The following is a 25,535-nucleotide window of genomic DNA, read 5'->3' as shown; positions in this document are numbered from 1 at the left end:
AATCAAGAGTTCGGGACAGGCTTCAGGGCACCACGAAGGTGATCGCGGGCCCTTCTTCGAGCACGTAGTTGCCGGCCGGAAACGCCTCGCCATCCAGGATGTACGGCCCTTCGATGTCGAGGTCGATCGCGCTGGTGGCGAAGCGATGTGCGCCGCTGCGGTCCAGGAAGCGGCCCATGATGCCGAACATCAGGATCAGCGGCAGCAGCGCGATGACCCAGCGCACCGGCCAGTCGATCACTGCCAGCTTCATGCCAGCAGGGACATCGCGGCCGAACGGCTTGGCGCCCAGCGGGAACTTCTCGAACGTGGTGGCGACCGCCATGAAACGCTCGTTAGGGTTGCCGCGACCGTCGTAGGGAAGGTCGCGCCCGGTTTCGCGGTCGATCAGCCGTGTCGGGGTGCTGGAGCGCCAGGGGTTTCCGGCGCGACCGAACAGCGTCTGGATGATGCCCCAGAGCACGGTCAGGCCGACGGCGAAGCTGTTGAAGGCGCCGCGGCGGTGCGCTTCCTGACCTGCCTCCGTCGCCAGCGCGAAAGCGCCAGTGCCGAAGATGAAGCCCTGGATGCAGCCGGCGCTGCCATCGCGCGACGAAACGCGCAGCGGCGAACGAACCAGCGTATTGCCGCGATGCGCGGCCGCCAGCGCTTCCGCCAGCGACCAATGGTTCGGCAGGCCGAGGTCGATCGCCAGCGCGTTCGTCTTGCCCTTGGGTAGCACGATGAACGCGGGCCAATGGTTGCCGAACACATCGGCGCCGCACGTCAGCACGTCTCGCACGGTGCCGTCGCCGCCGTCGACCACCAGGTAGTCGATCCCGCGCTGGGCAAAGCCTTCGAGCACGCGATAGAGATCGGTGCGCGTCCGCGGCGTTTCCGTCAGGATGTTGGAGCAATCCTCCATCTCGGGCGCGTGGCCCTTGTTGCGATGGCTGCGGGGATTGCGGATGATGCCGACGAGGGGAACCGCGCGGCCACGACGGGCCTGACGCGCAGGGCGGGGGGCGCTGCGCGGTCGTTGCTCACCGACGGTCGGCAGCGTTTCGAATTCGTAAATTGTTCCGTACACGGGAGCCTATGTAGTGTCACCCGCCCCGGAAATCACCAAGAAACATTCCCTGACACATTCAAGTTACAGTTCTATGGCGGTTTTCCGGGCGTTGAAATTCCGGCAACAAATTGCGCATTTACTGCAAGCCGGAAAGCCGGCCGCGATAGCGCCGCCCATGCCTCCGCAGCGGGCAAAACGCTTTGCCGCATTTCCAAATCGATCCCGACCGATTACGGCCACGGGCATGGCTGATACGGATAACTCCCCCCAATCCCGTCCGGTCGTTGTCACGATCGGCGATAACCCCATGAAACTATGGGGCCTGACCATGGAACAGCGAACCGCGCGGATCGCTCGCGCCAACGGGTGTGAAAGCGGCGATTCCCCTCTGGCGGGGCCGGCGATCCTTTCCAATGCGGCTTTCGCATGGGACCCGGCATGGTTTCGACATGTTGCGGAACGGCCCGGCATGGTGCTGACGCTGGGCGGCGTCCCGGCACTCGGCTACGGGGCCGATTCCGACCAGGCAGCGCGAATCGCCCAGGCCATGAAGGCCGGTTCGGCGCTTGCCGATTCGTCCGGAATGGATGTGGTTGCCTTCGAAAGCGGGCCCACCATCGAGAACAAGCAGCTGCGCAAGCGCGAAACGCCGTTCCTGATGGCGCTGACGCGTGAGAGCGTGCGCCCGATCGAACGGGCCAGCTACTTCGGTGCCTACAAGGGCGTGACCGATGTGCTGACCAAGTACCTCTGGCCCGAATGGGCGCTGGTGCTGACGCGCATCTGCGCGAAGCTGCACATCACGCCCAACATGGTGACGACGGTGGGCGCGCTGTTCTGCGTGATCGCCACCGTGCTCTTCGCCTATGGCCATTACTGGTTGGGCATGGCGCTGGGTCTGGTGTTCATGGTGCTGGATACCGTGGACGGCAAACTGGCGCGTTGCACGATCACCTCTTCCGAATGGGGCAACGTCTTCGACCATGGCATGGATCTGGTCCACCCGCCGTTCTGGTGGTGGTTCTGGGCGACCGGCCTTGCCTACTGGGGACTGGGCTACGACAGCACCACGTTCTGGCTGGTGCAGGCCGCGATCCAGGGCGGCTATGTCGTGCAGCGCCTGATCGAAGGCGTGTTCATGCGCCAGAACGGGATGATGCACATCCACGTATGGCGCAAGTTCGACAGCCAGTTCCGCCTGATCACCGCGCGTCGCAACCCGAACATGGTGATCCTGTTCGTCTCGATGGTGTTCGCGCGGCCCGACCTGGGTCTGATCGCGGTGGCATGGTGGACGGTGATTTCCTGCCTTATCCATGCAGTGCGGCTGGTGCAGGCCTGGATGGTGCGCGCGCAGGGCGGCAAGATCACGTCCTGGCTGTCCGACGCCTGAGCGGCCGACGCCTGAGGGGCCGTGTAGATCCGCTCCATGCGGGCCTGCGAACGGCAAATTTCTGCGCTTCCGGTGCTCCCGTACTGAAAGTACGCTGCGCGCCGGTTCTCGAAGTTCGCCATTCTCGGCTCCGCCTGGACCAAATCCACACAGCCCCTGAGGGAGAGTATCGATGAACGCGACGATGGAGAAATTCGGCTTCCCGGCGAGCCTTGTCGCGGAATTCGACCATTGGGTGGTGCTGGCACGCCCGGCGCAGCCCACGCTGGGATCGCTGGTGCTGGCGGCCAAGAGCGATGCCACGGCCTTCGGCGATCTTCCGGCCGAAGCCCATGCCGAACTCAAGCAGGCCACATCCGCGATCGAGCGCGCGCTGGCCGAGGCGGTCGGCTATGCGAAGCTCAATTACCTGATGCTGATGATGGTGGACCCCCACGTCCACTTCCATGTCATCCCGCGCTACGAAGGCGTGCGCGAGTGGCAGGGGCGCGAATTCGTCGATTGCGGCTGGCCGAAAGTGCCGGACCTTGGCCATGCGGTCGCGCTGGAAGGTGAGGGTCTTGCCGCGCTGGTGGCGTGGCTGAAGCCGCTGTTCACGGCCGGGGCGTAAGGCGCCCGTCAGAAGTAACGATGGCGCAGGAAGCGAGGCTTCCTGCGCCATTCGCATCAATACATGTGCTGGCCGCCGTTGATCGACAGGGTCGATCCGGTCACGAAGGCGGCATTCTCGGAACAGAGGAAGGCGCAGCCGCGCGCGATCTCGTAAGCGCTGCCAAGGCGGCCGACGGGGATCTTGGCGACGATCTTTTCCAGCACCGGCGGCGGCACGGCGGCCACCATATCGGTATCGATATAGCCCGGCGCGATGGCGTTGACGGTTACGCCGAACTTGGCGCCTTCCTGCGCCAGCGCCTTGGTGAAGCCGTGGATGCCGGACTTGGCGGCGGCATAGTTCACCTGGCCGTACTGTCCGGCCTGGCCGTTGATCGAACCGATGTTGACGATGCGGCCCCAGCCGCGATCGCGCATGCCCTGGAAGGTCGCCTTGGCCATGTTGAAGCAACCGCCAAGGTTGATGCGCATCACATCGTTCCAGTCGTCGAACGTCATCTTGTGCAGCACGCCGTCGCGGGTGATGCCGGCATTGTTGATGACGATATCGACCGGGCCGTGCTTCTCGGTGACTTCGGCCACGCCGGCCAGCACCGCTTCATGATCGCCCACGTCCCAGCGGTAGGCGGGGATGCCGGTCCTTTCGGTGAAGGCGCGGGCCTTCTCCTCATTGCCTGCGTAATTTGCAACTACGGTGTGACCACGCTCTTTGAGGGCGAGCGAGATAGCCTCGCCAATGCCTCTGGTCCCGCCGGTAACAATAGCAACACGCGCCATTCTCAAGCCTTTCGCTTCAGTGCATCCACCGAGGGGCAGGCTAGGAAAAGCAATGGGTCAGGGCAAGCGCAACGCCATCGCAGAGGAGGCTTATTTGCGCCGAAATGATTGAGACAAGCGCAACTACGATTGCGTGACAGGAAACTGTAACGAACCGCGTCTAGGCGTGTCAGAAGCGGAATTGCGTGCCCAGATAGATGGCCTGCGAATCCTGCTTGCCGTCGGTCAGTGGCACCAGGCGCTCACGATCTTGCGAATAGCGCACGCCAGCCGTGACATCCAGATTCTTGGTCAGGCGATAGGAGCCGCCCAGGTCCACTTCGCCCGCATCGCCCGCGAAAGTATGCGGCGCGCGGCCGGGCGGGCGCTTCTCGTCGATGGAGATACGGGGGCTGAACCGCGATTCGGGCTGGTCCACCGTGCCGGCGGCCAGGCTGAACTTGCGCAGTTCGGGGGCCTCCGCCAGTGCATGCGGGGCGGGTGCCTGCGGTTGCGCCGTATCGGGCGAGAAATTCTGATAGCCGCGTGCCACGCCCAGGTTGAACGCGGCCGGATTGATGCGCAGGCCGCCAACATCGGTTTCAGTCCGGGCAACCTGAAGCCGGTTGTGCACGACGATGATGGACTTCGCCGCCTCGTCATCCACGCGCACGGCAACGGTCACCGCGCGGTCCGGGCGATTGGGCGTGCCGGCGGGAGTAAAGGGAAAGGGCTGCCCCTTGCCCAGCGAGCGCATGGCGATCACCCGCGAGAGATTTTCGCTGGAAGTATCGGGATCCAGCGAATCGATGCGGGAATCCTGCTGGTGAATGCCCCGGAAGGTCGTGGAAAAGGCCAGCACCGCGCTGGGCAGCGCCAGCACGCAGACGCACCCGGCAAGCATCATACTCGCCTTCATGCCGCCTTTCGACGCGCGTGTGCGTTGCTGTTCCATCGTGACGCCCTCGAAAGTCCTTTTGCCCTGCTCGTGCCCAGTGACCTGGCGGCGCGGATCGCGACGCCATAAACGCGCAACGGTATTACCACGGCGCAGCCGGCACGTCAGCCAATCCTCGCTCCAGCACCTTAACACAGGATGATCGCCAGAGGGAGGGGGCGCGGAACCGAAGCGGCAGGCGGGCCGCTCCAGTGATCCGTGGGGCGATCCATCGGGCGATCGCGGCATGCGCGTTCAGGCGGCGTTTAACGCAAGTACCGTTTAGCCCGTTTGCCGATGCGGCCGCACTTGCCGCCCGGGCAACGGCGGCTATAGAGGCGTTTGGATGGCAACCGCTGGTGTTTCGGCGGATCGTGCCGAGACAGGAACTGGAAACGACATGACAGGCAGCACCGACAAGGGCCTCTTCTCCGCTCGATCGCTGGCAACTGCGGGCTTCTGTGCCGTTGCGGCGCTTGCACTGGCCGGTTGCGGTGGTGGCCGGAAAGAGAAGCAGGTGAAGTCGGCGGGCGTCGCGCCCTCGATGGTGACGACGATTGGCGTCAACAGCTATCTGTGGCGCGCCAGCCTCGATTCGCTGTCGTTCATGCCGCTCCTCCAGTCGGACAGCGCCGGCGGCGTGATCGTCACCGACTGGTACGCCAACCCCAAGAACCCGGGCGAGCGCGTGAAGGTGACCGTGATGATCCTCGACAAGGACCTGCGCGCCGATGCCCTGCGCGTGACCGCGCTGCGCGAAGTGTCGCAGAACGGCAGCTGGGCTGCGGCGCCGGTTCAGGCGGCCACCGTGCAGAAGCTTGAGGATGTGATCCTCACCCGCGCCCGCGATCTTCGCCGCGATTCGATCGGCGGCTGATTGATTTCCCTGCGGACCGAACGATCGGTCCGCAGCTTCATTTGCGCGGGCGATAGGGGCTCGCAGGAGACTTGATAGAAATGACCGAGCGGTTCGATCCGGCTCAGGCGGACACGCGCTGGCAGGCTGCGTGGGACGACGCGCAGTGCTTCAAGGCGGACGACACTTCGTCGAAGCCGCGCAGCTTCGTGCTTGAGATGTTCCCCTATCCTTCGGGGCGCATCCATATCGGCCACGTCCGCAACTATACGATGGGCGACGTGCTGGCGCGCTACAAGCGCATGACCGGGCACGAAGTGCTCCATCCGATGGGCTGGGACGCGTTCGGCATGCCGGCCGAGAATGCGGCCATGGAAAAGGGCGTCCACCCCGGCGGCTGGACGCGCGAGAACATCGCCAACATGAAGGCGCAGCTGAAGCGCCTGGGCTTTGCGCTCGACTGGAGCCGCGAGATCGCCACCTGCGAGCCGGAATACTACGGCCATGAGCAGGCGCTGTTCATCGATCTCTATGAGAATGGCCTGGTCTACCGCAAGGAATCTGCGGTCAACTGGGATCCGGTCGACCAGACCGTGCTCGCGAATGAGCAGGTGATCGACGGGCGCGGCTGGCGCTCGGGCGCACTGGTGGAGAAGCGTAAGCTCTCCCAGTGGTTCCTCAAGATCACCGACTTCGCCGACGAACTGTTGGACGGGCTTTCCACGCTCGACAAGTGGCCCGAGAAGGTCCGCACGATGCAGGAGAACTGGATCGGCAAGTCGCAGGGCTTGCAGTTCAAGTTCGACCTTGCCGCCGAAGTGGGCGGCATCGGCTCGGTCGAAGTCTATTCGACGCGTCCGGATACAATCTTCGGCGCCAGCTTTGTCGCCGTCGCCGCCGATCACCCGATCGCGCAGGCAGTTGCTGTCGGCCGTCCCGAGGTCGAGGACTTCATCGCGCTGTGCAAGCAGGGCGGGACGACTGCGGCCGAGCTGGAAACCGCGGAGAAGCTGGGCTTCGATACCGGCATCAAGGCTAAACACCCGTTCACGGGCGCCGACCTGCCGCTGTTCATCGCCAACTTCGTGCTGATGGACTACGGCACCGGTGCAGTCATGGCCGTTCCCGGCCACGACCAGCGCGACTTCGAATTCGCCACCAAGTACCAGCTGCCGATCCTGCGCGTCGTCGCGGCGAGCGAAGCCGATGCCGATAAGCCGTTCGACGGCGAGTCCGAGGCCGGCGATGGCGTTTGCGTCCACTCCGACTTCCTCAACGGCATGGCCGTGAAGGACGCCAAGGCCGCTGTCATTGCGCGCGCCGAGGCCGAAGGCTGGGGTGAGGGCAAGACCGTGTGGCGCCTGCGCGACTGGGGCGTTTCGCGCCAGCGCTATTGGGGCACGCCGATCCCGTTCATCCACTGCGAGGTTTGCGGCGTTGTGCCGGTGCCCAAGAAGCACCTGCCGGTCACGCTGCCTGAGGACGTCGATTTCACGACGCCCGGCAATCCGCTGGTGCGTCACCCGACCTGGAAGCATGTCGATTGCCCGCAGTGCGGCCATGCCGCGCGCCGCGAGACCGACACGCTCGACACGTTCGTCGACAGCTCGTGGTACTTCCTGCGCTTCGCCAGCCAGCCGGAAGATCGTCCGTTCGATCCGGCCAAGATCGCCGAATGGCTGCCGGTTGAGCAGTATATCGGCGGTATCGAGCATGCGATCCTGCACTTGCTCTATGCCCGCTTCTGGACGCGCGCATTGGCCCGCATCGGCAAGGTCGATGTGAAGGAGCCCTTCGCCAGCCTGTTCACGCAGGGCATGGTCACACACGAGACCTATTTCCGCATCAACGATGCCAATGGCCAACCGGTCTACTTCTCGCCCGGCGAGATCGAGCGCGGCGCCGAAACCGCCACGCTCAAGGCCGATGGCGCCCCGGTCGAGGTCGGCCGCGTCATCAAGATGTCGAAGTCGAAGAAGAACGTTGTCGACCCCGACGAGATCGTTGCGACTTACGGTGCCGACGCGATCCGCTGGTTCATGCTGTCGGACAGCCCGCCGGAGCGCGACCTGCCGTGGTCGGAAGCCGGCATCGAGGGCTGCGGCCGCTTCGTGCAGCGCCTGTGGCGCCTGTTCGCCCAGTACGACGCCTCGGCAACGGGCGAGGACAAGGCGATCGACCGCAAGGCCCACCAGACGGTGGCCGCAGTCGCTTCGGACATCGAATCGCTGGGCTTCAACAAGGCCGTGGCGCGCATCTACGAACTGACCGGCGTGGTCGAGAAGGCGGCCCCTTCGGCCAGCCGTTCGAACGCGATCCGCACGGTTCTGCTGCTCGTCTCGCCGATGATGCCGCACCTGGCGGAGGAAGCGTTTGCAACCTTCGGCGAAGGTCTGGTCGCCCAGGCGGCATGGCCCGAAGTCGATCCGGCACTGCTGGTCGAGGACGAGGTGACCGTCGCTGTCCAGGTGAAGGGCAAGCTGCGCGATACGCTGACGGTGGCCAAGGGCACGTCGAAGGAAGAGCTTGAAGCGCTTGCCCTTGCCAGCGAGAAAGTGCAGCGTGCACTTGATGGCGCCGAGGTGAGGAAAGTGATCGTCGTACCCGACCGTCTGGTAAATCTCGTCGCGTGAAGCGCCTTAGCGTCCTTCTCGGAGCCGTGCTGCTCTCCGGCTGCGGCCTCACCCCGATGTATGCGGGGGGAGGCAGCGGCGCGGTGGCGCGGGGTCTTTCCGATGTGCAGGTCTCCGCGATCGAAGGACGCGCCGGCTGGCTGGTGCGTAATGCGCTGGTCGACCAGATGGGCGCCGGCAAGCCAGGCGCGGCGCCGAAGTACCGGCTGGATGTCCGCCTGGACGACAAGCTGGAAGGCATGGCGCTGCTGTCGGACGATACGATCAGCCGCGAACGCCGCACGCTGCGCGCCCGCTACCAGCTGGTGGACACCTCCAGCGGAGAGATCGTGCTGGATGCGACCGCCGCCTCGGATGCCGGTATCGACGTGGTTTCGTCCGACTATGCGACGATCCAGGCCGAACAGACCGCGCTTGAAAATCTCTCCAAGGATGTCGCCTCGCGCATCGTCACCGGGGTCGCGCTGCGGCTGCGGGGCGATACGCATCAGTGACGCAGGCGTGAAGGCTCACAACCCGTGAAGGCGACCCGCAAGGACTTTGCCGGCATGGCCGCGCGCGCGGCGCAGCAGGCGCGGGTGTTCTTCTTCTGCGGCCCAGACGAAGCCGGATGCACCGACGCGGCGGAAAAGATCGTCTCGCTGTTCGACGATCCGGGAGAGCGGGTGGAGATGGCCGGCGCGGACTTGCGCAGGGATCCGGTCCGCCTGGGGGACGAGGCACGCTCCAATTCGCTGTTCGGCGGCACCACCCGGCACATCTGGGTGCGCGCGCAGGGTGACGAGGCGCATGACGCCGTGCAGATCCTGGTCGAAAATCCGGTCGATTCCTGCCCGGTGCTGATCGTCGCCACCGGCGCGACCGACAAGTCCCGGACGGCAAAGCTGCTTGCCACCCACAGCGATGCGCTGGTGGCGATGTTCCATCCGCCAGACCTTGGCACCGTGACCGCCGCCGTGCGCACCATGGCCAATGGCGCCGGCCTGAAGATGGGCAGCGAGCTGGCGGAGCGGATTGCCCGCGCCGCCGGGCTCGACACGCGTCTGGCACGCTCCGAAGTGGCCAAGCTGGCGCTCTATCTGGATGCCACGCCGGAAACGCCGCGCCCGGTGACCGCGGCCGACCTCGACGCGATCGGCGCCTCCACCGAAGATGACGATTTCTCGCCCCTCGTCGATGCCGTCCTGGGCGGAAAGCGGGCCGCGATCGGGCCCGAGCTGAAGCGCATGCGCGATCAGGGCATCAACCCGGTAGGGCTGTTGCTGGCTTTCGAACGCCGCGCCGCACAACTGGCCGGGCTCAATGCGCGACTCGGCCGGGGCGGAGACGTCGGCGCGCTGCTGGAGGCGGAGGCGGCTGCACGCCGCGTGTTCTGGAAGGACAAGCCTGCGCTATCCGCGCAACTGCGTATCTGGCGCGGCCCGCGACTCGCGCGTTTGGTGGCCCGTCTTGTTGCGATGCACCAATCCCTGCTTGGCAATAGTCAGGATTCGGAACTGTTATTGTCCCAGGGCTTACTGGAAATTGCGCGTACGGCATGTCTTGATGTAGAACATCGGACAAATAGAACGGCTTACCCCTAACCTTCTTCCCCAATAGATGCTAGGCTTATAGGGTCGTACACCTATTGCAATGCAGCATAAATCCCGTTCGCGCTGGTCGCGATAAGGTGTGGACAATGTCGTCTCCGAAACGGAGGTCGGCAATGGGGAGTGTTGAACGAGTGAACGCGCCATTCGCGGTATCTCAACAGGCACGACAAAGGTCGGAAGCGGACGAACTGTTGGTCGCTCCGTCGCTCGAACGTCGTCGTCTACAATGCTACCTCGTTCTAATTGTTTCCGATATTGTCGCGGTTTCTTTGGCGTTCGTTGTTGCCGGCTGGCTTTACGACATGAACGACGGGGCGATGCGGTCTCTGGTCTACGGCCAGGTGCTGCTGCCGATCTTCCTCACGCTCGCGCTTTACAACGGTTCCTACTCGACGTGCTCGCTGCGTGAAGGCTGGCGCGGTGTGCTGCGGGCCCAGGCGGCGATCATGGTCGCCGTGGCGGTGGTGGTCTTCGTCCAGTTCCTGATGAAATCGTCCAGCGAATCGTCGCGCGGCGCTTTCAGCGGCGGCGTCATCCTGGCGATGGTGCTGGTGGCCTGGTCGCGGCTTCAGCTTCGCAGCTTCGTGCGCTGGCGCTGCGGCGCCAATGTCATCAACGAACTTATCATCGATGACGGTGGCCCCCAGTTGCGGCTACCCGGCGCCATCCGCGTGTCCGCCTCGGCCATGGGGCTCCGTCCCGATCTTACCGATCCCCATTCGCTCGATCGGCTGGGGCTGGTGCTGCGCAACATCGATCGCGTGGTCATCAGTTGCCCGGCCGACCGTCGCGCCAACTGGGCGATGATCCTGAAGGGCGCGAACGTCGATGGCGAAGTGCTGGACGACGAAGTCGCGCGGCTGGGTGCCCAGGGTGCCCGGGTGGCGGCGAACCATGGTCTGCTGCTGGTTTCGGCCGGGCCACTGGGCCTGCGCGAACGGGCGATCAAGCGCATCTTCGACGTGACGTTTGCCGGCGGTGCCATCCTTGCGCTTTCGCCGCTGATGCTGGTCGTGGCGCTGGCGGTGAAGTTCCAGGACGGCGGGCCGATCTTCTTCACGCAGCGCCGGATGGGACGCGGCAACCGCTTCTTCAACATGTACAAGTTCCGTTCGATGACGCAGGCCCTCTGCGATGAGAACGGCAACCAGTCGGCCTCGAAGGAAGACCAGCGGATCACGGCGGTCGGCCGCTTCATCCGCCGCACCAGCATCGATGAGCTTCCGCAGCTGTTCAACGTGCTGCTGGGGGACATGAGCCTTGTCGGCCCACGCCCCCATGCAACCGGATCGCTGGCCGGAGACAAGCTGTTCTGGGAGGTGGACCTGCGGTACTGGCAGCGTCACTCGCTGAAGCCCGGCCTATCGGGACTGGCGCAAGTACGCGGATTCCGGGGGGCGACCGACCATGAATCGGATCTGGTCAATCGCCTCCAGTCGGACCTCGAATATCTTGAAGGCTGGACGATCATGCGCGACCTGCAGATCCTGTTCCTGACCCTACGGGTCCTGGTCCACGATCGGGCTTTCTGAATCTCTAAACGTCGTGACGCCCCGATTTTCGCCAGACACTGTTCAGCGCGTCATAGCGGACGGACATCTTGCCCGGATTGCCGCCCGCCGCGATCGATGAGACCACGGTGGTGCCGGACTTGAAGTTGAGCGCATAGGCGCCGGTCATGTCGTGCCGCGTCGCTGAGAATTCGACATTGTGCCACAGCCCGTACGTGGGCAGCACGATGTCCAGCGCGCCGGTAAGGGCGGCGGTGGTGAAATAGTCCTGATCGGCACGCGTTCCGTTCAGCGTGACGGTGCCGCTGGTCGCGGTGATCTGGTTCCCGCGCTTGTTGCGCCGGGTGCCTTCCAGCGAGATGCCGTTGGCGTATTGCTGGAACACGTAATAGCCGTTGGACACGTTCCAGTCGAACTGGCCCACGCTGCCGCTGCCGTTCCCTTCGTTGTAATAGATGTAGCCGGTATTGGCCGTCTGGCTGTCGGCGATGACGGTGGTTTTCCCGGAGACGAAGCCGCCGATGCTGTCGAAGACGGCGCGGTTGTTCACGCCGGCATCGCCACCGGCGCGCGCCGCCTGTCGAACGATGCGGCAGCCGAAAGTGACCAGCCCGCCGCTGGCCACGCTGGTGTTGAAGCCATGGCCTTGCGTGTCCACCGTCTCGCACCGGTCGTGGTGCCAGGCACCGCCGCTGGGGACGGAGACGAGGAAGCCCTTGTCCCCGCAGGTTCGCACCCGGATCGCGCGGCTGGTGAGCGTGGCGGGCTGGGTGTTGCTGGAAACGAACCCGGATGAGACGCAGTTCTCGATCAGCACATTCTCGAAATCGGCATCGCCGCAATTGCCGATTTCGATGCCGTAGCGATTGCCGCTGTAGCTGCCGGTACCGGTCTTCTGCCCGGCATCCTTGATGATGCCGTTGGCGATCTTCACATTGCCGGGCAGGCGCAGGCCGTTGGTGCCGTCCTGATAGACGATCAGCGCGGTCCCGCGGGTATTCTCGATCGTGAAGCCGTCCAGCACCACCCGTTCGGGGCCGACCACGCTGATGCCGCGCGTATCGCTGTTCTTCACGATGACGTTGCGGGCAACGATGTCGTAGGCTTGCGGCTGGGCCGCATAGGACAGCAGGGCCAGCCCATCGTCGCCGGTGTTTTCGGACAGGAAGTTCACCAGCGAGATCTTGCCGGAATTGAAGAAATCGAACCCATCGGCAAGCGTGTTGCGCACGCGCACGTTGGAGGCCTGGACCCCGGTGCATAGCCGCAGCAGGGCGCCGGCGCCGGCCGAGCGCACGATATCGAGATCGTCGATCACCACGTCGCTGGCGGAATCGATGTAAAGCATCGGCGCATTCTGCTGGCGGACGGTGGGCGCGTCCCGCGTCGTGATGCGCAGGCCGGACAGTTTGGGCGATCCGCCGTAGAAATAGAGGCCGCGCTGCGTCAGGTCGGTGAATGTGAAGGTCACGCCGGGGGAGCAGATCAACTTGCCGGAGAAATTGTTGATCTGTCGGACGCTGCTGTTGTCGATCAGGTAATTGCCGGGCGGGACGATGATGGCGTCCGTCCGGTTGGAAAGAGCCTGCAGGGCGGCGTGATCGGACCGGATGCCGTCCCCTTTCGCGCCGAAGGCCTTGAAGGTGATCGCGCCTTTCAGATCGGCGAGCCAGTCGGCGACCGTGCGGTTATCGTCCGCGCCGATCAGCGCGGCGCCCTTGCCGGCGGTGTGGGAGGAGAAATCGCGTCTCTGCGCCGTGGCCAGGCCACGGGCAATCAGATCCTGGGACATGGGAAGCTCCGCTAAAAGGGGGAGAGGGCGCTACTGCGAAAGGCGGTAGGACAGCGATCCGCTGGCGATCGTTACGCTGAGATAGAGCGAGGCACCGTCCTCGTTTTCTTCCCATACGGGTTCGCAGGCATTGGCGGTGAAGCTGCCCCAGGGCATCCCCCCGACGGTGAGCGGCGCCATCGTGGCGCCATCGTCGATCGATCGCATCACCGAAACCGTGCCCTGCCACGTGCCGCCCAGCGTGACGTAGACGGGCCGTGCGGCGGCGGGCGTGAAGGGGCCGAAGGTTCCGTTGGCGGAAGTCATGCCGGCGACCGGCACGGCGGGGGCAGGTCTTATCGAAGCCACGGGGAGGGGGCGACTGGTATCGACGATCGCTAGATTGCCGCCCTCCGCGCCATCGGCGAAACCGATGGCGAAGGCGGTGGCATAGCCGCCGGGCATCTGGATGGGATTGTTGGACATCGGGAACTCCTTTTCGAAAGGGTCCCGACTCCAGATACGCACACCGATGGATGTAGGAAAATTCTTTTAGCTAACACGGCAAACCGGCGCGACCGGCTTTTCCAAGCGATGGAATGCGTTGGGTGCGCTTAGCGCCGTCCTAGGACGCGTTCAGTTCTTCTTGGGTACGTTGAAGGTGCCGGTAACGCGCCCGCCCGATGCGGACGAGACGCCGCTCTTGAGATCAATCACGAAACGACCGCCGCGCAGGGTATCGCCGCCGGCGCGCTTCAGGGTCGCGTTGCCTACCATGGTGATGATGCGCTGGTTCAGGTCGTAGATAGCGGTGTCGCCAGTCGCGGTCTGGTCCTGCCGGGTCACCACGACGCTGCCGCTGGAGGTGATGCGGTTGACCTGGAACTGTTTGGTATTGGCAAGATCGATCACGGTGCGGGCGGCCCGCATGCGCAGGTCGGTCTGCGTGATGTCCACGTTGCCGGTCAGGATCACGCGGTTCTGCTTGTCCTGCATCTCGATGCGATCGGCGCCGAAATCGACGGGGGCGTTGCTGTCATGCCCGGAAAGGGCCTGCGCGCCCAGCTGCTGCGTGGCGGCAAAGACAGCAAGCGCGACGACCGGCAGGGCGACAGCGGTACGGAGGAGGCCGGAGCGAACGGTCATTGGGGAATCCTCAGCTTGCCGGGCGTGATGCGCATCCGCGCGTTGCCTTCGAGCGTTATTGTACGGTTGTCGAGATCGGCATGCATCGTATTGCCGCTGAAGGTGCCGCTGGGGCCGTTGCCCGAGACGCCGCCGGAAGCGACCGCGGTCTTCTGCTTCACGTCGATGTCCACCTGCTTGGTGGTCATCTGGTAGCCGCCCGCACCGTTGAAGTTCACCGGGCCGGAGACCTTCATCGTATCCTCGTCGAAGTTGTAGGCCCCGCGCGGCGCGGCGATCGTGGCCGGCCCGTCCTTCATGTTCATCTTGGCGACGAGGTCGAGCATGTCCACCACCGGAACGTCGGGCGAATGCTGCACGGCGCTGCCGGCAGTCACGACGAAATCGCGTCCCGAATTGTCCTGCCCGCGATAGGCGGCATTGGACACGGCGATGCGCTGTTCGGTCACCGCCACTTTGTTGCGATCGAGCAGGAAGCTGATCTCTCCGCGCGGCGACAGGGGGACCAGAATCATGACGGCGGCAACCAGGCCGATGCCGGTGGGGAGTGCCTTGGCAAGGAAGCCCACCAGGCGATCGTGCGAACCGCCGGGCGCGGCGAAGTGCCGGCGGCGGTTGCGGATCTGGATGGCGTCTTCGGACATGCGCGCGTGCTCTCCGGCTTAAGGGTCAGGCGGCTTCGTGGCTGAAGATGTCGTGATCCGGCCAGCCCGCCAGATCCAACCGCGCGCGGGCGGGCAGGAAGTCGAAGCAGGCCTGTGCGATGTCGGTGCGATTCTCGCGCGCCAGCCGCACGACCAGGATTTCGTGCATGGCGTGGAGATAGCGCACGTCCGACGCGGCATAGTCCTTCTGCGCGTCGGTCAGTTCGGCCGCGCCCCAGTCGCTGGACTGCTGCTGCTTGGACACTTCCTTGCCCAGCAGTTCGCGCACCAGGTCCTTCAAGCCGTGGCGGTCGGTGTAAGTGCGGACCAGCTTGCTGGCGATCTTGGTACAGAACACCGGCGCGGCGGTGACGCCCAGGTAGTGCTCGATCGCGGCGAGATCGAATCGCGCGAAATGATAGAGCTTCAGGCGTGCGGGATCGGCCAGCACCGCCTTCAGGTTCGGCGCGTCAAAAGCGCTGCCGGGCGCGAAGCGGATGAGATGCTCATCCCCTTTGCCGTCGGAAATCTGGACCACGCAAAGGCGGTCGCGCGGGGTGATCAAACCCATCGTCTCGGTATCGACGGCAACGGGTCCCGGCGCAAGCACGCCCTCGGGGAGATCTTCTTCGTGGAGATAGACAGCCATGGTCCGGAAATGCTTAGGGACTGGCCCAGGTTTTCGCAATGGTCGGATGCCCCTGCGGGTTGCCCGATATCGACAATTCGGGAGTAAGACGGCGATGGAAGCAGCAGAAGCCATGCAGGGCGTGCCGTCATCCTGGCAGGATGCGCTCGAACCGGTACTGGCAACGCCCGAGTCGCGGCGGCTGGGTGGCTGGCTGAAAGCCGAGGAAACCGCGGGAAAGACGATCTACCCCCCACGCGGATCGCGGCTGCGCGCGCTGGAACTGACTCCGCTGGACGAAGTGCGCGTGGTGATCCTGGGGCAAGACCCGTACCACGGCCCCGGACAGGCGCATGGACTGGCGTTTTCGGTAATGGAGGGGGTGAAAGTCCCACCTTCGCTGGTCAATATCTACAAGGAACTGGCGACTGATTGCGGCGTCACCGCGCCGGGCCATGGCAATCTGGAGCATTGGGCGCGGCAGGGCGTGCTGCTGCTCAACAATGCGCTGACGGTGGAGGCCGCGCAGGCCGGTTCGCATCAGAATCGCGGCTGGGAAGCGATCACCGACGCCGCCGTCGCCGCCGTTGCCGCCAAGCAGGAGCCTTGCGTGTTCCTGCTATGGGGCAGCCACGCGAAGAAGAAGGCGATGCGCGTGCCGGGGCTGGCTTCCAGCCACCATCTGGTGCTGACGGCGCCGCATCCCAGCCCGCTTTCGGCCTATGCCGGTTTCTTCGGCTGCCGCCATTTCAGCCGCGCCAACGAATTCCTGGAAGCCAACGGGCGCGGCCGGATCGATTGGTAAGGGCCGATCAGGCCGAGGCGCCGGCTATGGCCTGGTCCATTTCGTAGTGATGCATAGTGCCACCGATGGCCATGTCGTCGAAAGCGGAGCGGAAGCTGTTGAAGCTGTCCAGTTTGCGCGCGGCGTCATGCGCGTCCATCGATGTCCAGACGACGTTGAAAGTGAAGCGAGAGGGCTTTTCGACGCCCCGGCCGAACTGCAGGGAAATCACGCCTTCGCAGGCGGCCAGTGCCGGAATGCCGGTTTCGCGCATGGCTTTTGCAAAGGCGTCTTCCGATCCGTGGCGAACGTCGATTTCAGCGATTTCCAATAGCATGTCGTCTCTCCCGTAAGGACGGGAACCTCGGTCCTGACGCGACGTGGGTCAAGGCCGGCTCTATCGCCCGGACGGCTTCATATCGGTATGCTCCATGCTTGTTGGGCGGCGCATGGACGCAAAAAAGGACGCCCGGTGAGGGGCGCCCTTTCCTGATTTCAATGCCGAGGTTCGATCAGCGGGGCAGTTCGGAAACGCCCATCAGCGCCTCGTCCACCGCGCGGGCGCATTGGCGGCCTTCGCGGATCGCCCAGACCACCAGCGACTGGCCACGGCGCATGTCGCCGCAGGACCAGATGGCCGGGTCGCTGGTGCGGTAGTCGGCCATGGTGGCCTTGACGTTGCCGCGCGCGTCCAGTTCGACGCCCGACTGATCGAGCATGCCGGCCTTGCGCGGGCCGACGAAGCCCATGGCGAGGAAGATCAGGTCGGCCTGGAGCGTGAACTCGCTGCCTTCCACTTCCTGCATCTTGCCGTCCTTCCACTCGACGCGGACGCATTCGAGGCCGGTGACGTCATTCTCGCCGACGACGCGCTTGGTCAGCACCGCCCAGTCACGCTCGCAGCCCTCTTCATGGCTGGACGAAGTGCGCAGCTTCAGCGGCCAGTTCGGCCAGGACATCGCCTTGTTCTCGTGAACCGGCGGCTTGGGCATGATTTCCAGCTGGGTGACCGAAAGCGCACCCTGGCGGTTGGACGTGCCCACGCAGTCAGAACCGGTGTCGCCGCCGCCGATGACGATGACGTGCTTGCCGGTGGCGGAAAGCGTGCCGCGCGGCGCGGCGCGCAGTTCGTCGTCACCCGCGTTGCGCTTGTTCTGCTGGGTCAGGAATTCCATCGCGAAGCGCACGCCCGGCAGCTCGAAGCCGGGGATGTTCAGCGGACGGGGATCCTCGGCGCCGCCGGCGAAGACCACGGCGTCGAAGTTTTCCTTCAGCGAAGCCACCGAAACCGTCACCCCGACTTCGACCGAGGTGCGGAACTCCACGCCTTCGGCCATCATCTGCACCATGCGGCGGTTGATGAGGTGCTTCTCCATCTTGAAGTCGGGGATGCCGTACCGCATCAGCCCGCCGACGCGGTCGTTCTTCTCGAACACCGTCACCGAGTGGCCGGCGCGGGCCAGCTGCTGCGCCGCCGCCAGACCGGCCGGGCCCGAACCCACGACCGCCACCGACTTGCCGGTGCGCTTGCTGGCCACCTTCGGCGTGATCCAGCCTTCGGCCCAGCCCTTGTCGACGATCGCGCATTCGATCGACTTGATGGTGACCGGCTGGTCGATGATGTTCAGCGTGCACGCTGCCTCGCACGGGGCGGGGCAGATGCGGCCGGTGAACTCGGGGAAGTTGTTGGTCGAGTGGAGGACTTCCAGCGCGTTGCGGAAGTCGTCCTCGTAGACCAGGTGGTTCCAGTCCGGGATGATGTTGTTGACCGGACAGCCGGTGTGGCAGTGCGGCACGCCGCAGTTCATGCAGCGCGATGCCTGACCCTTCAGCGTTTCCGCCGAGAGGGGGACGACGAACTCCTTGTAGTTCGTCAGACGCTCGGCCTTGTCGCCATAGGTGCGATCCTGGCGATCCAGTTCGAGGAAGCCGGTTTCCTTGCCCATTTCTATTACCTTCGAATTATTCTGCGGCCACCGAAGCGGCTTCAAGCCGCTCGGCCTCGAGTTGGCGAAGCGCCTTGGCGTAGTCGCGCGGCATCACCTTGATGAACTTGGAGACGGTGGTCGCCCAGTCGTCCAGCAGCGCACGGGCCCGCTTGGAGCCGGTGTGCAGGTGGTGCCGTTCAAGCAGTACGCGCAGGCGTTCCGCGTCGTGGCGCAGCATGTCGCCCATGCCGAGGTCGGTCACGCCATTGGTCCGCTGCTGCGGACGGCCGGCACCGTCTTCCTCGTCGGCTTCGGTCGAGAACTTGACCAGATCGACCATGGCGGGATTGCACAGCTTCTCGAACTGGCCGTCCTCGTCATAGACGTAGGCAACGCCGCCCGACATGCCCGCCGCGAAGTTGCGGCCGGTCTTGCCCAGCACGGTCACCACGCCGCCGGTCATGTACTCGCAGCCATGATCGCCGCAGCCTTCGACCACCGTGACGGCGCCCGAGTTGCGCACCGCGAAGCGTTCGCCGGCGACGCCGTTGAAGAACGCCTCGCCCGAGATCGCGCCGTAGAGCACGGTGTTGCCGACGATGATGTTCTGCAGCGGATCGCGGTTCACGTGGCCCGGCTGGCGGACGATCACGCGGCCGCCCGAAAGACCCTTGCCGACATAGTCGTTGCCGTCGCCGGTCAGGTCGAGCGTGACGCCGTGGGCAAGCCAGGCGCCGAAGCTCTGGCCGGCAACGCCGGTGAGCTTCACGTTGATCGTGTTGTCCGGCAGGCCGGCATGGCCGTAGCGACGGGCGACTTCGCCCGAAAGCATGGCGCCGACGGTGCGGTTGACGTTGATCACCGGCTTTTCGATTCGCACCGGCTCACGCTTTTCCAGCGCGTCGGCGGCTGCTTCGATCAGCACGTTGTCCAGCGCATGCTCCAGACCGTGGTCCTGCGTCTGGCTCCAGTTGAGCGACGGGCTGTCACCCAGCGGGGCCTGATAGAGCACCTTGGACAGATCGACGCCCTTGGCCTTCCAGTGGGTGATCGCCTTCTTCATGTCGAGACGGTCGACGCGGCCGACCATCTCCGCGATCGTGCGGAAGCCCAGCTCCGCCATGATCGCGCGCAGCTCTTCGGCCACGAAGAAGAAGTAGTTGATCACGTGTTCCGGCTGGCCGGTGAAGCGCGCGCGCAGCACCGGGTTCTGGGTGGCGACGCCGACCGGGCAGGTGTTCAGGTGGCACTTGCGCATCATGATGCAGCCGGCCGCGATCAGCGGGGCAGTGGCGAAGCCAAACTCGTCGGCGCCGAGCAGCGCCGCGATGGCCACGTCACGTCCGGTGCGCAGGCCGCCATCGGCCTGAACCACCACGCGGCTGCGCAGGTTGTTGAGCAGCAGGGTCTGCTGGGTTTCGGCCAGGCCGATTTCCCAGGGCGAACCCGCGTGCGTCAACGAGGTCAGCGGCGAAGCGCCGGTGCCGCCTTCGTAGCCCGAGATCGTGATGTGGTCGGCACGGGCCTTGGAGACACCTGCGGCCACCGTGCCGACACCGACTTCGGACACCAGCTTCACCGAGACTCGCGACGTGGGGTTCACGTTCTTGAGGTCGTGGATGAGCTGCGCGATGTCTTCGATCGAGTAGATGTCGTGGTGCGGCGGCGGCGAGATCAGGCCGACGCCCGGCGTCGAGTGACGGGTCGCGCCGATCGTCTTGTCGACCTTGTCGCCAGGCAGCTGGCCACCTTCGCCGGGCTTGGCGCCCTGGGCCATCTTGATCTGGATGTCGTCGGCGTTGACCAGGTACTCGGTGGTGACGCCGAAGCGGCCCGAGGCAACCTGCTTGATCGACGAACGCATCGAATCGCCGTTCGGCAGCGGCTTGAAGCGGCTGGGATCCTCGCCGCCTTCACCGGTGTTCGACTTGCCGCCGATGCGGTTCATCGCCAGCGCCAGCGTGGTGTGCGCCTCCCACGAGATCGAGCCGTAGCTCATCGCGCCGGTGGCGAAACGCCGGACGATTTCGCTGGCGGGTTCGACTTCGTCGAGCGGCACCGAAGCGCCGGGCACGAAGTCCATCAGCCCGCGGATGGTCAGCAGGCGGCTGGACTGGTCGTTGATCGACTGAGCGAATTCGCGGTACTTTTCGGGCACGTTGCCGCGCACGGCGTGCTGAAGCGCGCCGATGTTCTCGGACAGACCAGGCATGTTCCTCACCGCGCACGCGCGATCCGTAGATGCCGCCGACGTCGAGCATGTTGGCGTAGACCGGATCGTCGCCATAGGCCGAAGCGTGGCGGCGAACGGTTTCTTCCGCGATCTCGGTCAGGCCGGCGCCTTCGATGGTGGTGGCGGTGCCGGTGAAGTACTTCTCCACGAAGGCGCTGGACAGGCCGACCGCGTCGAAGATCTGCGCGCCGCAGTACGACTGGTAGGTCGAGATGCCCATCTTGGACATGACCTTACGGATGCCCTTGCCGATCGCGTAGATGTAGTTCTTGCGCGCCTTTTCGGCGGTCACCGGCAGGTTCTTGCGGGTGCGGATTTCCTCGATCGTCTCGAACGCGACGTAAGGGTTGATCGCTTCCGCGCCGAAGCCCGCCAGCACGCAGAAGTGGTGCACTTCACGCGCTTCGCCGGTTTCCACGACGAGGCCGGTCTGCATGCGCAGGCCCTGGCGGACAAGGTGGTGGTGGACGGCAGCCGTCGCCAGCAGCGCCGGCATCGGGATGCGGTCCGGACCCTGTGCACGGTCGGACAGAACAAGGATGTTCTTGTCCGCCAGCACGGCCTCGGTGGCGGCCCAGCACATTTCCTTGATCGCCATTTCCAGGCCCGTGGCGCCGGCAGAGGCGTCCCAGGTCATGTCGATGGTCTCGGTACGGAAGGCACCGTCCAGCGCGGCTTCGACCGAGCGGATCTTGGCCAGGTCCTCGTCCGTGAGGATCGGCTGGCTGACTTCCAGACGCTTGTGCGAACCGGCGTCGTGACCCAGCAGGTTCGGGCGCGGACCGATCATCGAGACCAGGCTCATGACCAGTTCCTCGCGGATCGGGTCGATCGGCGGGTTGGTGACCTGCGCAAAGTTCTGCTTGAAGTAGTCGTAGAGCAGGCGCGAACGGTTCGACAGCACCGGAATCGGCGTATCGGTGCCCATCGAGCCGAGCGGATCGTCCGCGTCCACGGCCATCGGTTCGAGGAAGCGCGAAGTGTCTTCCTGCGTGTAGCCGAAGGCTTGCTGGCGATCGAGCAGGGTGCCGGTCGGTTCGGGGATCTGGGCCAGTTCGGGCTCGATCACGTCGAGGTCGGCGAGGTTGTACTGCGCCATCTCAAGCCACTTCTCGTAAGGCTCTTCGCCTGCGAGCTGGTTCTTGATTTCCTCGTCCTCGATGATGCGACCTTCTTCGAAGTCGATCAGCAGCATGCGGCCGGGCTGGAGGCGCCACTTGCGGACGATGTTGTCTTCCTTGATCGGAAGCACGCCCGATTCAGACGCCATGACGCAGAGGTCATCGTCGGTGACGAGGAAGCGCGCGGGGCGCAGGCCGTTGCGGTCCAGCGTGGCGCCGATCTGGCGGCCATCGGTGAAGGCCACGGCGGCCGGGCCGTCCCACGGCTCCATCAGCGCGGCGTGATACTCGTAGAACGCGCGGCGTTCCGGGGTCATCAGCGGGTTGCCCGCCCATGCCTCGGGGATGAGCATCATCATCGCGTGGCTCAGCGAGTAACCGCCGGCCAGCAGCAGTTCTAGCGCGTTGTCGAGGCACGCGGTGTCCGACTGGCCGTGCGGGATCAGCGGCCACATCTTGTCGAGGTCGGCGCCCAGCAGCTCCGATTCCATGGTGCGGCGGCGAGCGTTCATCCAGTTCACGTTGCCGCGAACCGTGTTGATCTCACCGTTGTGCGCCATGAAGCGGAACGGGTGCGCCAGCTTCCAGCTCGGGAAAGTGTTGGTCGAGAAGCGCTGGTGGACGAGGCCGAGCGCGGAAACGAACTCGGGGTTGCGCAGATCGTCGTAGAACGAGCCGACCTGGGTCGCCAGCAGCAGGCCCTTGTAGACGATCGTGCGGGTCGAGAAGCTGGGCATGTAGAGCTCGGTCAGCCCCGGCATGTTGTGCTTTTCGGCCATGGCCGTCAGCGGGTTCTGCGTCTGCTTGCGGATCGCCAGGATCTTGCGCTCGAACGCGTCCTGATCGGCGCAGTTTTCACCGCGGCCGACGAAGCACTGGCGGATCACCGGCATCGATTCGAGCACGGTCTTGCCCAGGCCGTCCAGCGTCACCGGCACGTCGCGCCAGCCGATCAGGGTTTGGCCTTCCTTGGCCACGAACTTTTCGAAGGTCTGCGTGATCAGATCGCGGCAGGCTTCGTCCTGCGGCAGGAAGCACATCGCCACGGCATAGTCGCCCGCCTTCGGCAGTTCGACGCCGGTGGCGGCCGCCCAGCTGCGGAACAGCGTATCGGGAAGCTGAGTCAGGATTCCCGCGCCGTCACCCAGCAAGGGGTCGGCGCCCACCGCACCGCGGTGGTCAATATTTTTAAGGATTTCCAGAGCCTGGGTAATAATGGCGTGGCTTTTGTTTCCTTTGATATGGGCGACAAAGCCCACACCACAGGCATCGTGTTCATTACGCGCATCATAAAGGCCCTGGGGCTTAGGAAATCCCATCGATAAAACCCATCCTGTCGTTGTCCGGGGTTCGCACCATGCGCCTCGCTCTGGCGCGCGCGAATCGCACGCGGCCAAAATCCGCCATGGTGTCCCCTAAGCGCCCCCATGACGATTACGGGACGGTTTTGCAACCGCGAACGCATGCTCTCGCGCAGATTTAGTGCGTTGACACGGTAAAAATGGGAATTTTGTTGTCCGTTTCGGATGCCCAAACGATGGCATCGCGTGATGGATCGCGGGATTTCGGCAGATTCCGGCGGATTCTTGCGACAGAAGCGGAAATGCTGCGATCGGTCCGCGAACGGAGAACGGCGACGGCCGGTTGGCAGGGCGGCTGCACCATGAATTGCGCCGTTACACCAAGCCCTCTTTTCACGATCTGCCGGATCGAACACCCAGTGCAAACGGCCGAGACGCCGTCAAAAGAGAAGAGGCGGGAGATCGCTCTCCCGCCTCTATCAACTCATCTACACGAGATGGCTCAGGCCGCGCCGCTCATCCGCTGGAGCGTGGCCAGTGCCGCGCGCAGGGCCTTTTCGGTTTCCACCGGATCCTGGTGGCCGGGCGGATCGAACAGGCGCGCGCCGGGAAGCGGCGACGGGGCGAAGGTTGGTGACGCTTCGTCGGTCACCGGCGAGGTGCGCTCTTCCGAGGCTTCACCCATTGGCATGGCCGAGGCGTCATCTTCCGCGGCATGATCAAGGCCGAGAAGGCCGGGACGCGTTTCGGTGCGGCGCTGGAGGTTCAGCAAGGACGAGTATCCTTCATCCAGCACGTCCTCCTCGACGATATCCGCACCGTCTTCGGCAAACTCTTCCGCGTCGCCGAACGCTGTCGGGGTGTCGGCCTCTTCTTCGTCCTCGTCTTCATATGGGGCGAAATCGTGGCCGCCGGCCAGACCCGCCATCGGACGGTCGCCGGCATCATCGGGCGTTTCTACAACGGCTGCAGGTGCAGCCGGCATGGCGATGCGGCGCGGCGGGATATAGCCGGGGACGGCATCGTCGTCATCGAAGGCAGTCAAGCCTACGGGGCGCAGCGCGGCCGGAACAGGGGCGGGCGCGTTCGGTTCGGTGCCGGTCTGCTGGCCGGTTCCGATCTGCGTTTCGGTCTCCGCAAGGGCCTCATCGCCATCCGACCAGCCGCCGATGGCGTTCGAATCGGTAGGCGCGTTCGATGCGAAATCCTCCACCGGCTGTACCGGCGCGTCGTCGGCATCGTCGGCGGCGTAAGTCAGGCGCGAACCGAAGGGCGGCGGGGCAAAAGGGGGTGGCGCAAAAGGCGCGCTGGTGCCGAGCGACGAAAGCCGTTGGAGGATCGGCGCGATGGGCGGAGCTGGGGGAGGCGGAGCTGCGGGGGACGGCGCCGCGGGAGAATGGTCGTCAGTACCGCTTTCAAGCCCGTCGTCATCGTGGATGGCATCGACGGTTTCCGGTTCCGAACGTGCAGGGCCCTGATGCGCGCCGATGGCTGCGGGCTTCTCGGCAGCGGCGGCCGCGAAAGGCACGACCGAAAGCGACGAAGTCTGAGCGAGCGCCAGCTTTCGGCGCTGCTCTTCCATTGCCATCGCCAATCGCTCCAGCAGTTCGACGTGCGAGAGGTCGTCCAGGCTTGCGGCAGCAATGCGTTCGGCGGCCGGCGACATGGCCGGCGTTGCCGTATCGAGAACCGTTCCCGTCGCGTCCTTCGCCTCGGTGGCCGACCCGCGCGCCGCGTGAGCGTCCAGACTGCGTGTATAGGCTTCGAAAAGGCGCGCGACCGGCGCTTCCGTGTCGTCTGCCACGTCATCGTCGACGTCTGCTTCGACTCCGGCGTCTGCCTCGACGTTTGGAACATGAACGGGATCGGCCCAGGCGGCGGGCGAGAAGGCATCGGCCAGGTGGGAGGGCGCCGTATGCTCGTCTTCGATCACGCCCGGCGCTTGCGGTGCAGTCTCCGCTTTTTGGGGGGCAAGGCGAGCTGCAATGTCGTGGAATTCGTCTTCTTCGCCGACCTCGGTTTCAGCCGGTTCGAATCCCAATTCGCTGGAGACGACGGGCGCCGCGAAGGCGTTGGGATCGAAATCGTCATCATCGAGGTCGGAAAGCTGGAAGATGCTCGATGCCGGAGCGGGGGCCATCGTGCCCGGTGCGGCGAACGATTCCGGTTCTGCTTGCTCGACGGTTTCGGTGGGAGCGACGAAGCCGCGACGGCGGTTGGGGAGGCGGCCGACGGCGGGTTCCGCCTCATCACCGTCAGCATCCGCGCTGCCAGTCAGGTCGTACATGGCTTCTGCGCGCGGCGCATTGCGGGCGGAGAGGCGCAGTCCGATCAGCACGCCGACCAGGCCGCCGATTCCCGTCAGCCCCAGTGCGACCAGCAGGCGTGCCGTGCCGCCCAACGGCGGCGCCGCCATCGGAATCGTCCTGGCAAGGCCGCTGGCGGCAACGACGTGTTCTATGCTGGCGGTGCTCAGCAGAAGACTGCCAAGCCCGAACAATGCGGCGAACCACAAGGCAATGATCGCTGGAAAAAGCGGATGGCGGGTGATCGGCTGGCTGCCACCCCGCTGCGGGTTGCGTTCCTGTTTCGCCACCTTCATCACCCCGTGCTAACCTGTGGTTTGCGACCTGGCCTT

Annotated in this window: 19 protein-coding genes and 1 pseudogene; 8 read left to right on the top strand and 12 right to left on the bottom strand. The window is 64.9% G+C overall.

Translation table 11 applies throughout. From position 1 onward, the window contains the following. Positions 1-22 precede the first annotated feature (22 nt). The gene (locus WBP07_RS15175; RefSeq protein ID WP_395392312.1) at positions 23-1,069 is read right to left on the bottom strand and encodes a diacylglycerol/lipid kinase family protein; all 1,047 of its coding nucleotides are present in this window, start codon (positions 1,067-1,069) and stop codon (positions 23-25) included. Positions 1,070-1,295: 226 nt separating this feature from the next. Here WBP07_RS15175 and WBP07_RS15170 point away from each other — a divergent pair, with 226 nt between their 5' ends. Then, a complete protein-coding gene (locus WBP07_RS15170; protein WP_395392310.1) occupies positions 1,296-2,444 on the top strand; it encodes a CDP-alcohol phosphatidyltransferase family protein in 1,149 nt (382 codons plus the stop codon). Between the two features lie 172 nt (positions 2,445-2,616). After that, the gene (locus WBP07_RS15165; protein WP_395392308.1) at positions 2,617-3,054 is read left to right on the top strand and encodes an HIT family protein; all 438 of its coding nucleotides are present in this window, start codon (positions 2,617-2,619) and stop codon (positions 3,052-3,054) included. A gap of 56 nt (positions 3,055-3,110) precedes the next feature. Here the strand turns inward: WBP07_RS15165 and phbB are convergent, their stop codons facing one another. After that, on the bottom strand, positions 3,111-3,833 hold the full coding sequence (phbB, locus tag WBP07_RS15160) for an acetoacetyl-CoA reductase (RefSeq protein WP_395392306.1): 723 nt from the start codon (positions 3,831-3,833) through the stop codon (positions 3,111-3,113). Positions 3,834-4,002: 169 nt separating this feature from the next. Then, entirely contained in the window at positions 4,003-4,767 is a 765-nt protein-coding gene (locus tag WBP07_RS15155) for a hypothetical protein (protein WP_395392304.1), read from the bottom strand. 382 nt (positions 4,768-5,149) lie between these two features. Between WBP07_RS15155 and WBP07_RS15150 the strand changes: the two genes are divergently transcribed. The 5 genes from WBP07_RS15150 (at position 5,150) to WBP07_RS15130 (ending at position 11,362) form a co-directional block, all read left to right on the top strand. Beyond that, complete coding sequence (locus WBP07_RS15150) at positions 5,150-5,626, top strand: DUF3576 domain-containing protein (RefSeq protein ID WP_395392302.1); 477 nt, start codon at positions 5,150-5,152, stop codon at positions 5,624-5,626. 80 nt (positions 5,627-5,706) lie between these two features. Continuing rightward, complete coding sequence (gene leuS / locus WBP07_RS15145) at positions 5,707-8,238, top strand: leucine--tRNA ligase (protein ID WP_395392301.1); 2,532 nt, start codon at positions 5,707-5,709, stop codon at positions 8,236-8,238. Beyond that, on the top strand, positions 8,235-8,732 hold the full coding sequence (gene lptE, locus WBP07_RS15140; protein ID WP_395392299.1) for an LPS assembly lipoprotein LptE: 498 nt from the start codon (positions 8,235-8,237) through the stop codon (positions 8,730-8,732). Before leuS ends, lptE begins: the two co-directional genes overlap by 4 nt. 24 nt (positions 8,733-8,756) lie before the next feature. Then, positions 8,757-9,821 (top strand): DNA polymerase III subunit delta, encoded by a 1,065-nt coding sequence (gene holA, locus WBP07_RS15135; RefSeq protein ID WP_395392297.1) that lies wholly within the window; start codon positions 8,757-8,759, stop codon positions 9,819-9,821. Positions 9,822-9,961: 140 nt separating this feature from the next. Next, positions 9,962-11,362, top strand: a complete 1,401-nt coding sequence (locus tag WBP07_RS15130) for an exopolysaccharide biosynthesis polyprenyl glycosylphosphotransferase (RefSeq protein WP_395392295.1) — start codon at positions 9,962-9,964, stop codon at positions 11,360-11,362. Positions 11,363-11,366: 4 nt separating this feature from the next. Here the strand turns inward: WBP07_RS15130 and WBP07_RS15125 are convergent, their stop codons facing one another. The 5 genes from WBP07_RS15125 to WBP07_RS15105 form a co-directional block, all read right to left on the bottom strand. Then, on the bottom strand, positions 11,367-13,133 hold the full coding sequence (locus WBP07_RS15125) for a glycosyl hydrolase family 28-related protein (protein ID WP_395392293.1): 1,767 nt from the start codon (positions 13,131-13,133) through the stop codon (positions 11,367-11,369). A 30-nt stretch (positions 13,134-13,163) separates the two neighbouring features. After that, a complete protein-coding gene (locus WBP07_RS15120; protein ID WP_395392291.1) occupies positions 13,164-13,598 on the bottom strand; it encodes a hypothetical protein in 435 nt (144 codons plus the stop codon). 150 nt (positions 13,599-13,748) lie between these two features. Further along, positions 13,749-14,258, bottom strand: a complete 510-nt coding sequence (locus WBP07_RS15115) for an LptA/OstA family protein (protein ID WP_395392289.1) — start codon at positions 14,256-14,258, stop codon at positions 13,749-13,751. After that, the gene (gene lptC, locus WBP07_RS15110) at positions 14,255-14,902 is read right to left on the bottom strand and encodes an LPS export ABC transporter periplasmic protein LptC (protein ID WP_395392288.1); all 648 of its coding nucleotides are present in this window, start codon (positions 14,900-14,902) and stop codon (positions 14,255-14,257) included. The genes WBP07_RS15115 and lptC overlap by 4 nt, the downstream gene beginning before the upstream one ends. A 25-nt stretch (positions 14,903-14,927) precedes the next feature. Next, on the bottom strand, positions 14,928-15,551 hold the full coding sequence (locus tag WBP07_RS15105) for a ribonuclease D (protein WP_395392287.1): 624 nt from the start codon (positions 15,549-15,551) through the stop codon (positions 14,928-14,930). Between the two features lie 94 nt (positions 15,552-15,645). Between WBP07_RS15105 and ung the strand changes: the two genes are divergently transcribed. Beyond that, positions 15,646-16,335: a uracil-DNA glycosylase gene (gene ung, locus WBP07_RS15100; RefSeq protein WP_395392286.1), complete on the top strand. Its 690-nt coding sequence runs from the start codon at positions 15,646-15,648 to the stop codon at positions 16,333-16,335. A 7-nt stretch (positions 16,336-16,342) separates the two neighbouring features. Here the strand turns inward: ung and WBP07_RS15095 are convergent, their stop codons facing one another. From WBP07_RS15095 to WBP07_RS15080, 4 genes and pseudogenes are all read right to left on the bottom strand, one after another. After that, positions 16,343-16,651: a putative quinol monooxygenase gene (locus tag WBP07_RS15095; protein ID WP_395392284.1), complete on the bottom strand. Its 309-nt coding sequence runs from the start codon at positions 16,649-16,651 to the stop codon at positions 16,343-16,345. A gap of 175 nt (positions 16,652-16,826) precedes the next feature. Continuing rightward, positions 16,827-18,260 carry a glutamate synthase subunit beta gene (locus tag WBP07_RS15090; RefSeq protein ID WP_395392282.1) on the bottom strand — a complete coding sequence of 478 codons (1,434 nt, stop codon included), beginning with the start codon at positions 18,258-18,260 and terminating at the stop codon, positions 16,827-16,829. Positions 18,261-18,276: 16 nt separating this feature from the next. Next, positions 18,277-22,915 (bottom strand): annotated as a pseudogene (gene gltB / locus WBP07_RS15085) (glutamate synthase large subunit). A 484-nt stretch (positions 22,916-23,399) separates the two neighbouring features. After that, positions 23,400-25,499 (bottom strand): hypothetical protein, encoded by a 2,100-nt coding sequence (locus tag WBP07_RS15080; RefSeq protein WP_395392281.1) that lies wholly within the window; start codon positions 25,497-25,499, stop codon positions 23,400-23,402. Between the last annotated feature and the right edge of the window lie 36 nt (positions 25,500-25,535).

The sequence above is a fragment of the Novosphingobium oxfordense genome, from assembly GCF_044029435.1.
Classification (GTDB): Bacteria; Pseudomonadota; Alphaproteobacteria; order Sphingomonadales; family Sphingomonadaceae; genus Novosphingobium.
Note: the sequence above shows the minus strand (reverse complement) of the source record. Positions and strands in the feature narration are given on the sequence as shown.

What these genes read in the sequence shown, in the direction of transcription:
- WBP07_RS15170 (WP_395392310.1), top strand. Translation starts at nt 1,296, where the DNA reads ATGGCTGATACGGATAACTCCCCCCAATCCCGTCCGGTCGTTGTCACG.
- WBP07_RS15165 (WP_395392308.1), top strand. Translation starts at nt 2,617, where the DNA reads ATGAACGCGACGATGGAGAAATTCGGCTTCCCGGCGAGCCTTGTCGCG.
- phbB (WP_395392306.1), bottom strand. Translation starts at nt 3,833, where the DNA reads ATGGCGCGTGTTGCTATTGTTACCGGCGGGACCAGAGGCATTGGCGAG.
- WBP07_RS15155 (WP_395392304.1), bottom strand. Translation starts at nt 4,767, where the DNA reads ATGGAACAGCAACGCACACGCGCGTCGAAAGGCGGCATGAAGGCGAGT.
- WBP07_RS15150 (WP_395392302.1), top strand. Translation starts at nt 5,150, where the DNA reads ATGACAGGCAGCACCGACAAGGGCCTCTTCTCCGCTCGATCGCTGGCA.
- leuS (WP_395392301.1), top strand. Translation starts at nt 5,707, where the DNA reads ATGACCGAGCGGTTCGATCCGGCTCAGGCGGACACGCGCTGGCAGGCT.
- WBP07_RS15125 (WP_395392293.1), bottom strand. Translation starts at nt 13,133, where the DNA reads ATGTCCCAGGATCTGATTGCCCGTGGCCTGGCCACGGCGCAGAGACGC.
- WBP07_RS15120 (WP_395392291.1), bottom strand. Translation starts at nt 13,598, where the DNA reads ATGTCCAACAATCCCATCCAGATGCCCGGCGGCTATGCCACCGCCTTC.
- WBP07_RS15115 (WP_395392289.1), bottom strand. Translation starts at nt 14,258, where the DNA reads ATGACCGTTCGCTCCGGCCTCCTCCGTACCGCTGTCGCCCTGCCGGTC.
- lptC (WP_395392288.1), bottom strand. Translation starts at nt 14,902, where the DNA reads ATGTCCGAAGACGCCATCCAGATCCGCAACCGCCGCCGGCACTTCGCC.
- WBP07_RS15105 (WP_395392287.1), bottom strand. Translation starts at nt 15,551, where the DNA reads ATGGCTGTCTATCTCCACGAAGAAGATCTCCCCGAGGGCGTGCTTGCG.
- ung (WP_395392286.1), top strand. Translation starts at nt 15,646, where the DNA reads ATGGAAGCAGCAGAAGCCATGCAGGGCGTGCCGTCATCCTGGCAGGAT.
- WBP07_RS15095 (WP_395392284.1), bottom strand. Translation starts at nt 16,651, where the DNA reads ATGCTATTGGAAATCGCTGAAATCGACGTTCGCCACGGATCGGAAGAC.
- WBP07_RS15090 (WP_395392282.1), bottom strand. Translation starts at nt 18,260, where the DNA reads ATGGGCAAGGAAACCGGCTTCCTCGAACTGGATCGCCAGGATCGCACC.
- WBP07_RS15080 (WP_395392281.1), bottom strand. Translation starts at nt 25,499, where the DNA reads ATGAAGGTGGCGAAACAGGAACGCAACCCGCAGCGGGGTGGCAGCCAG.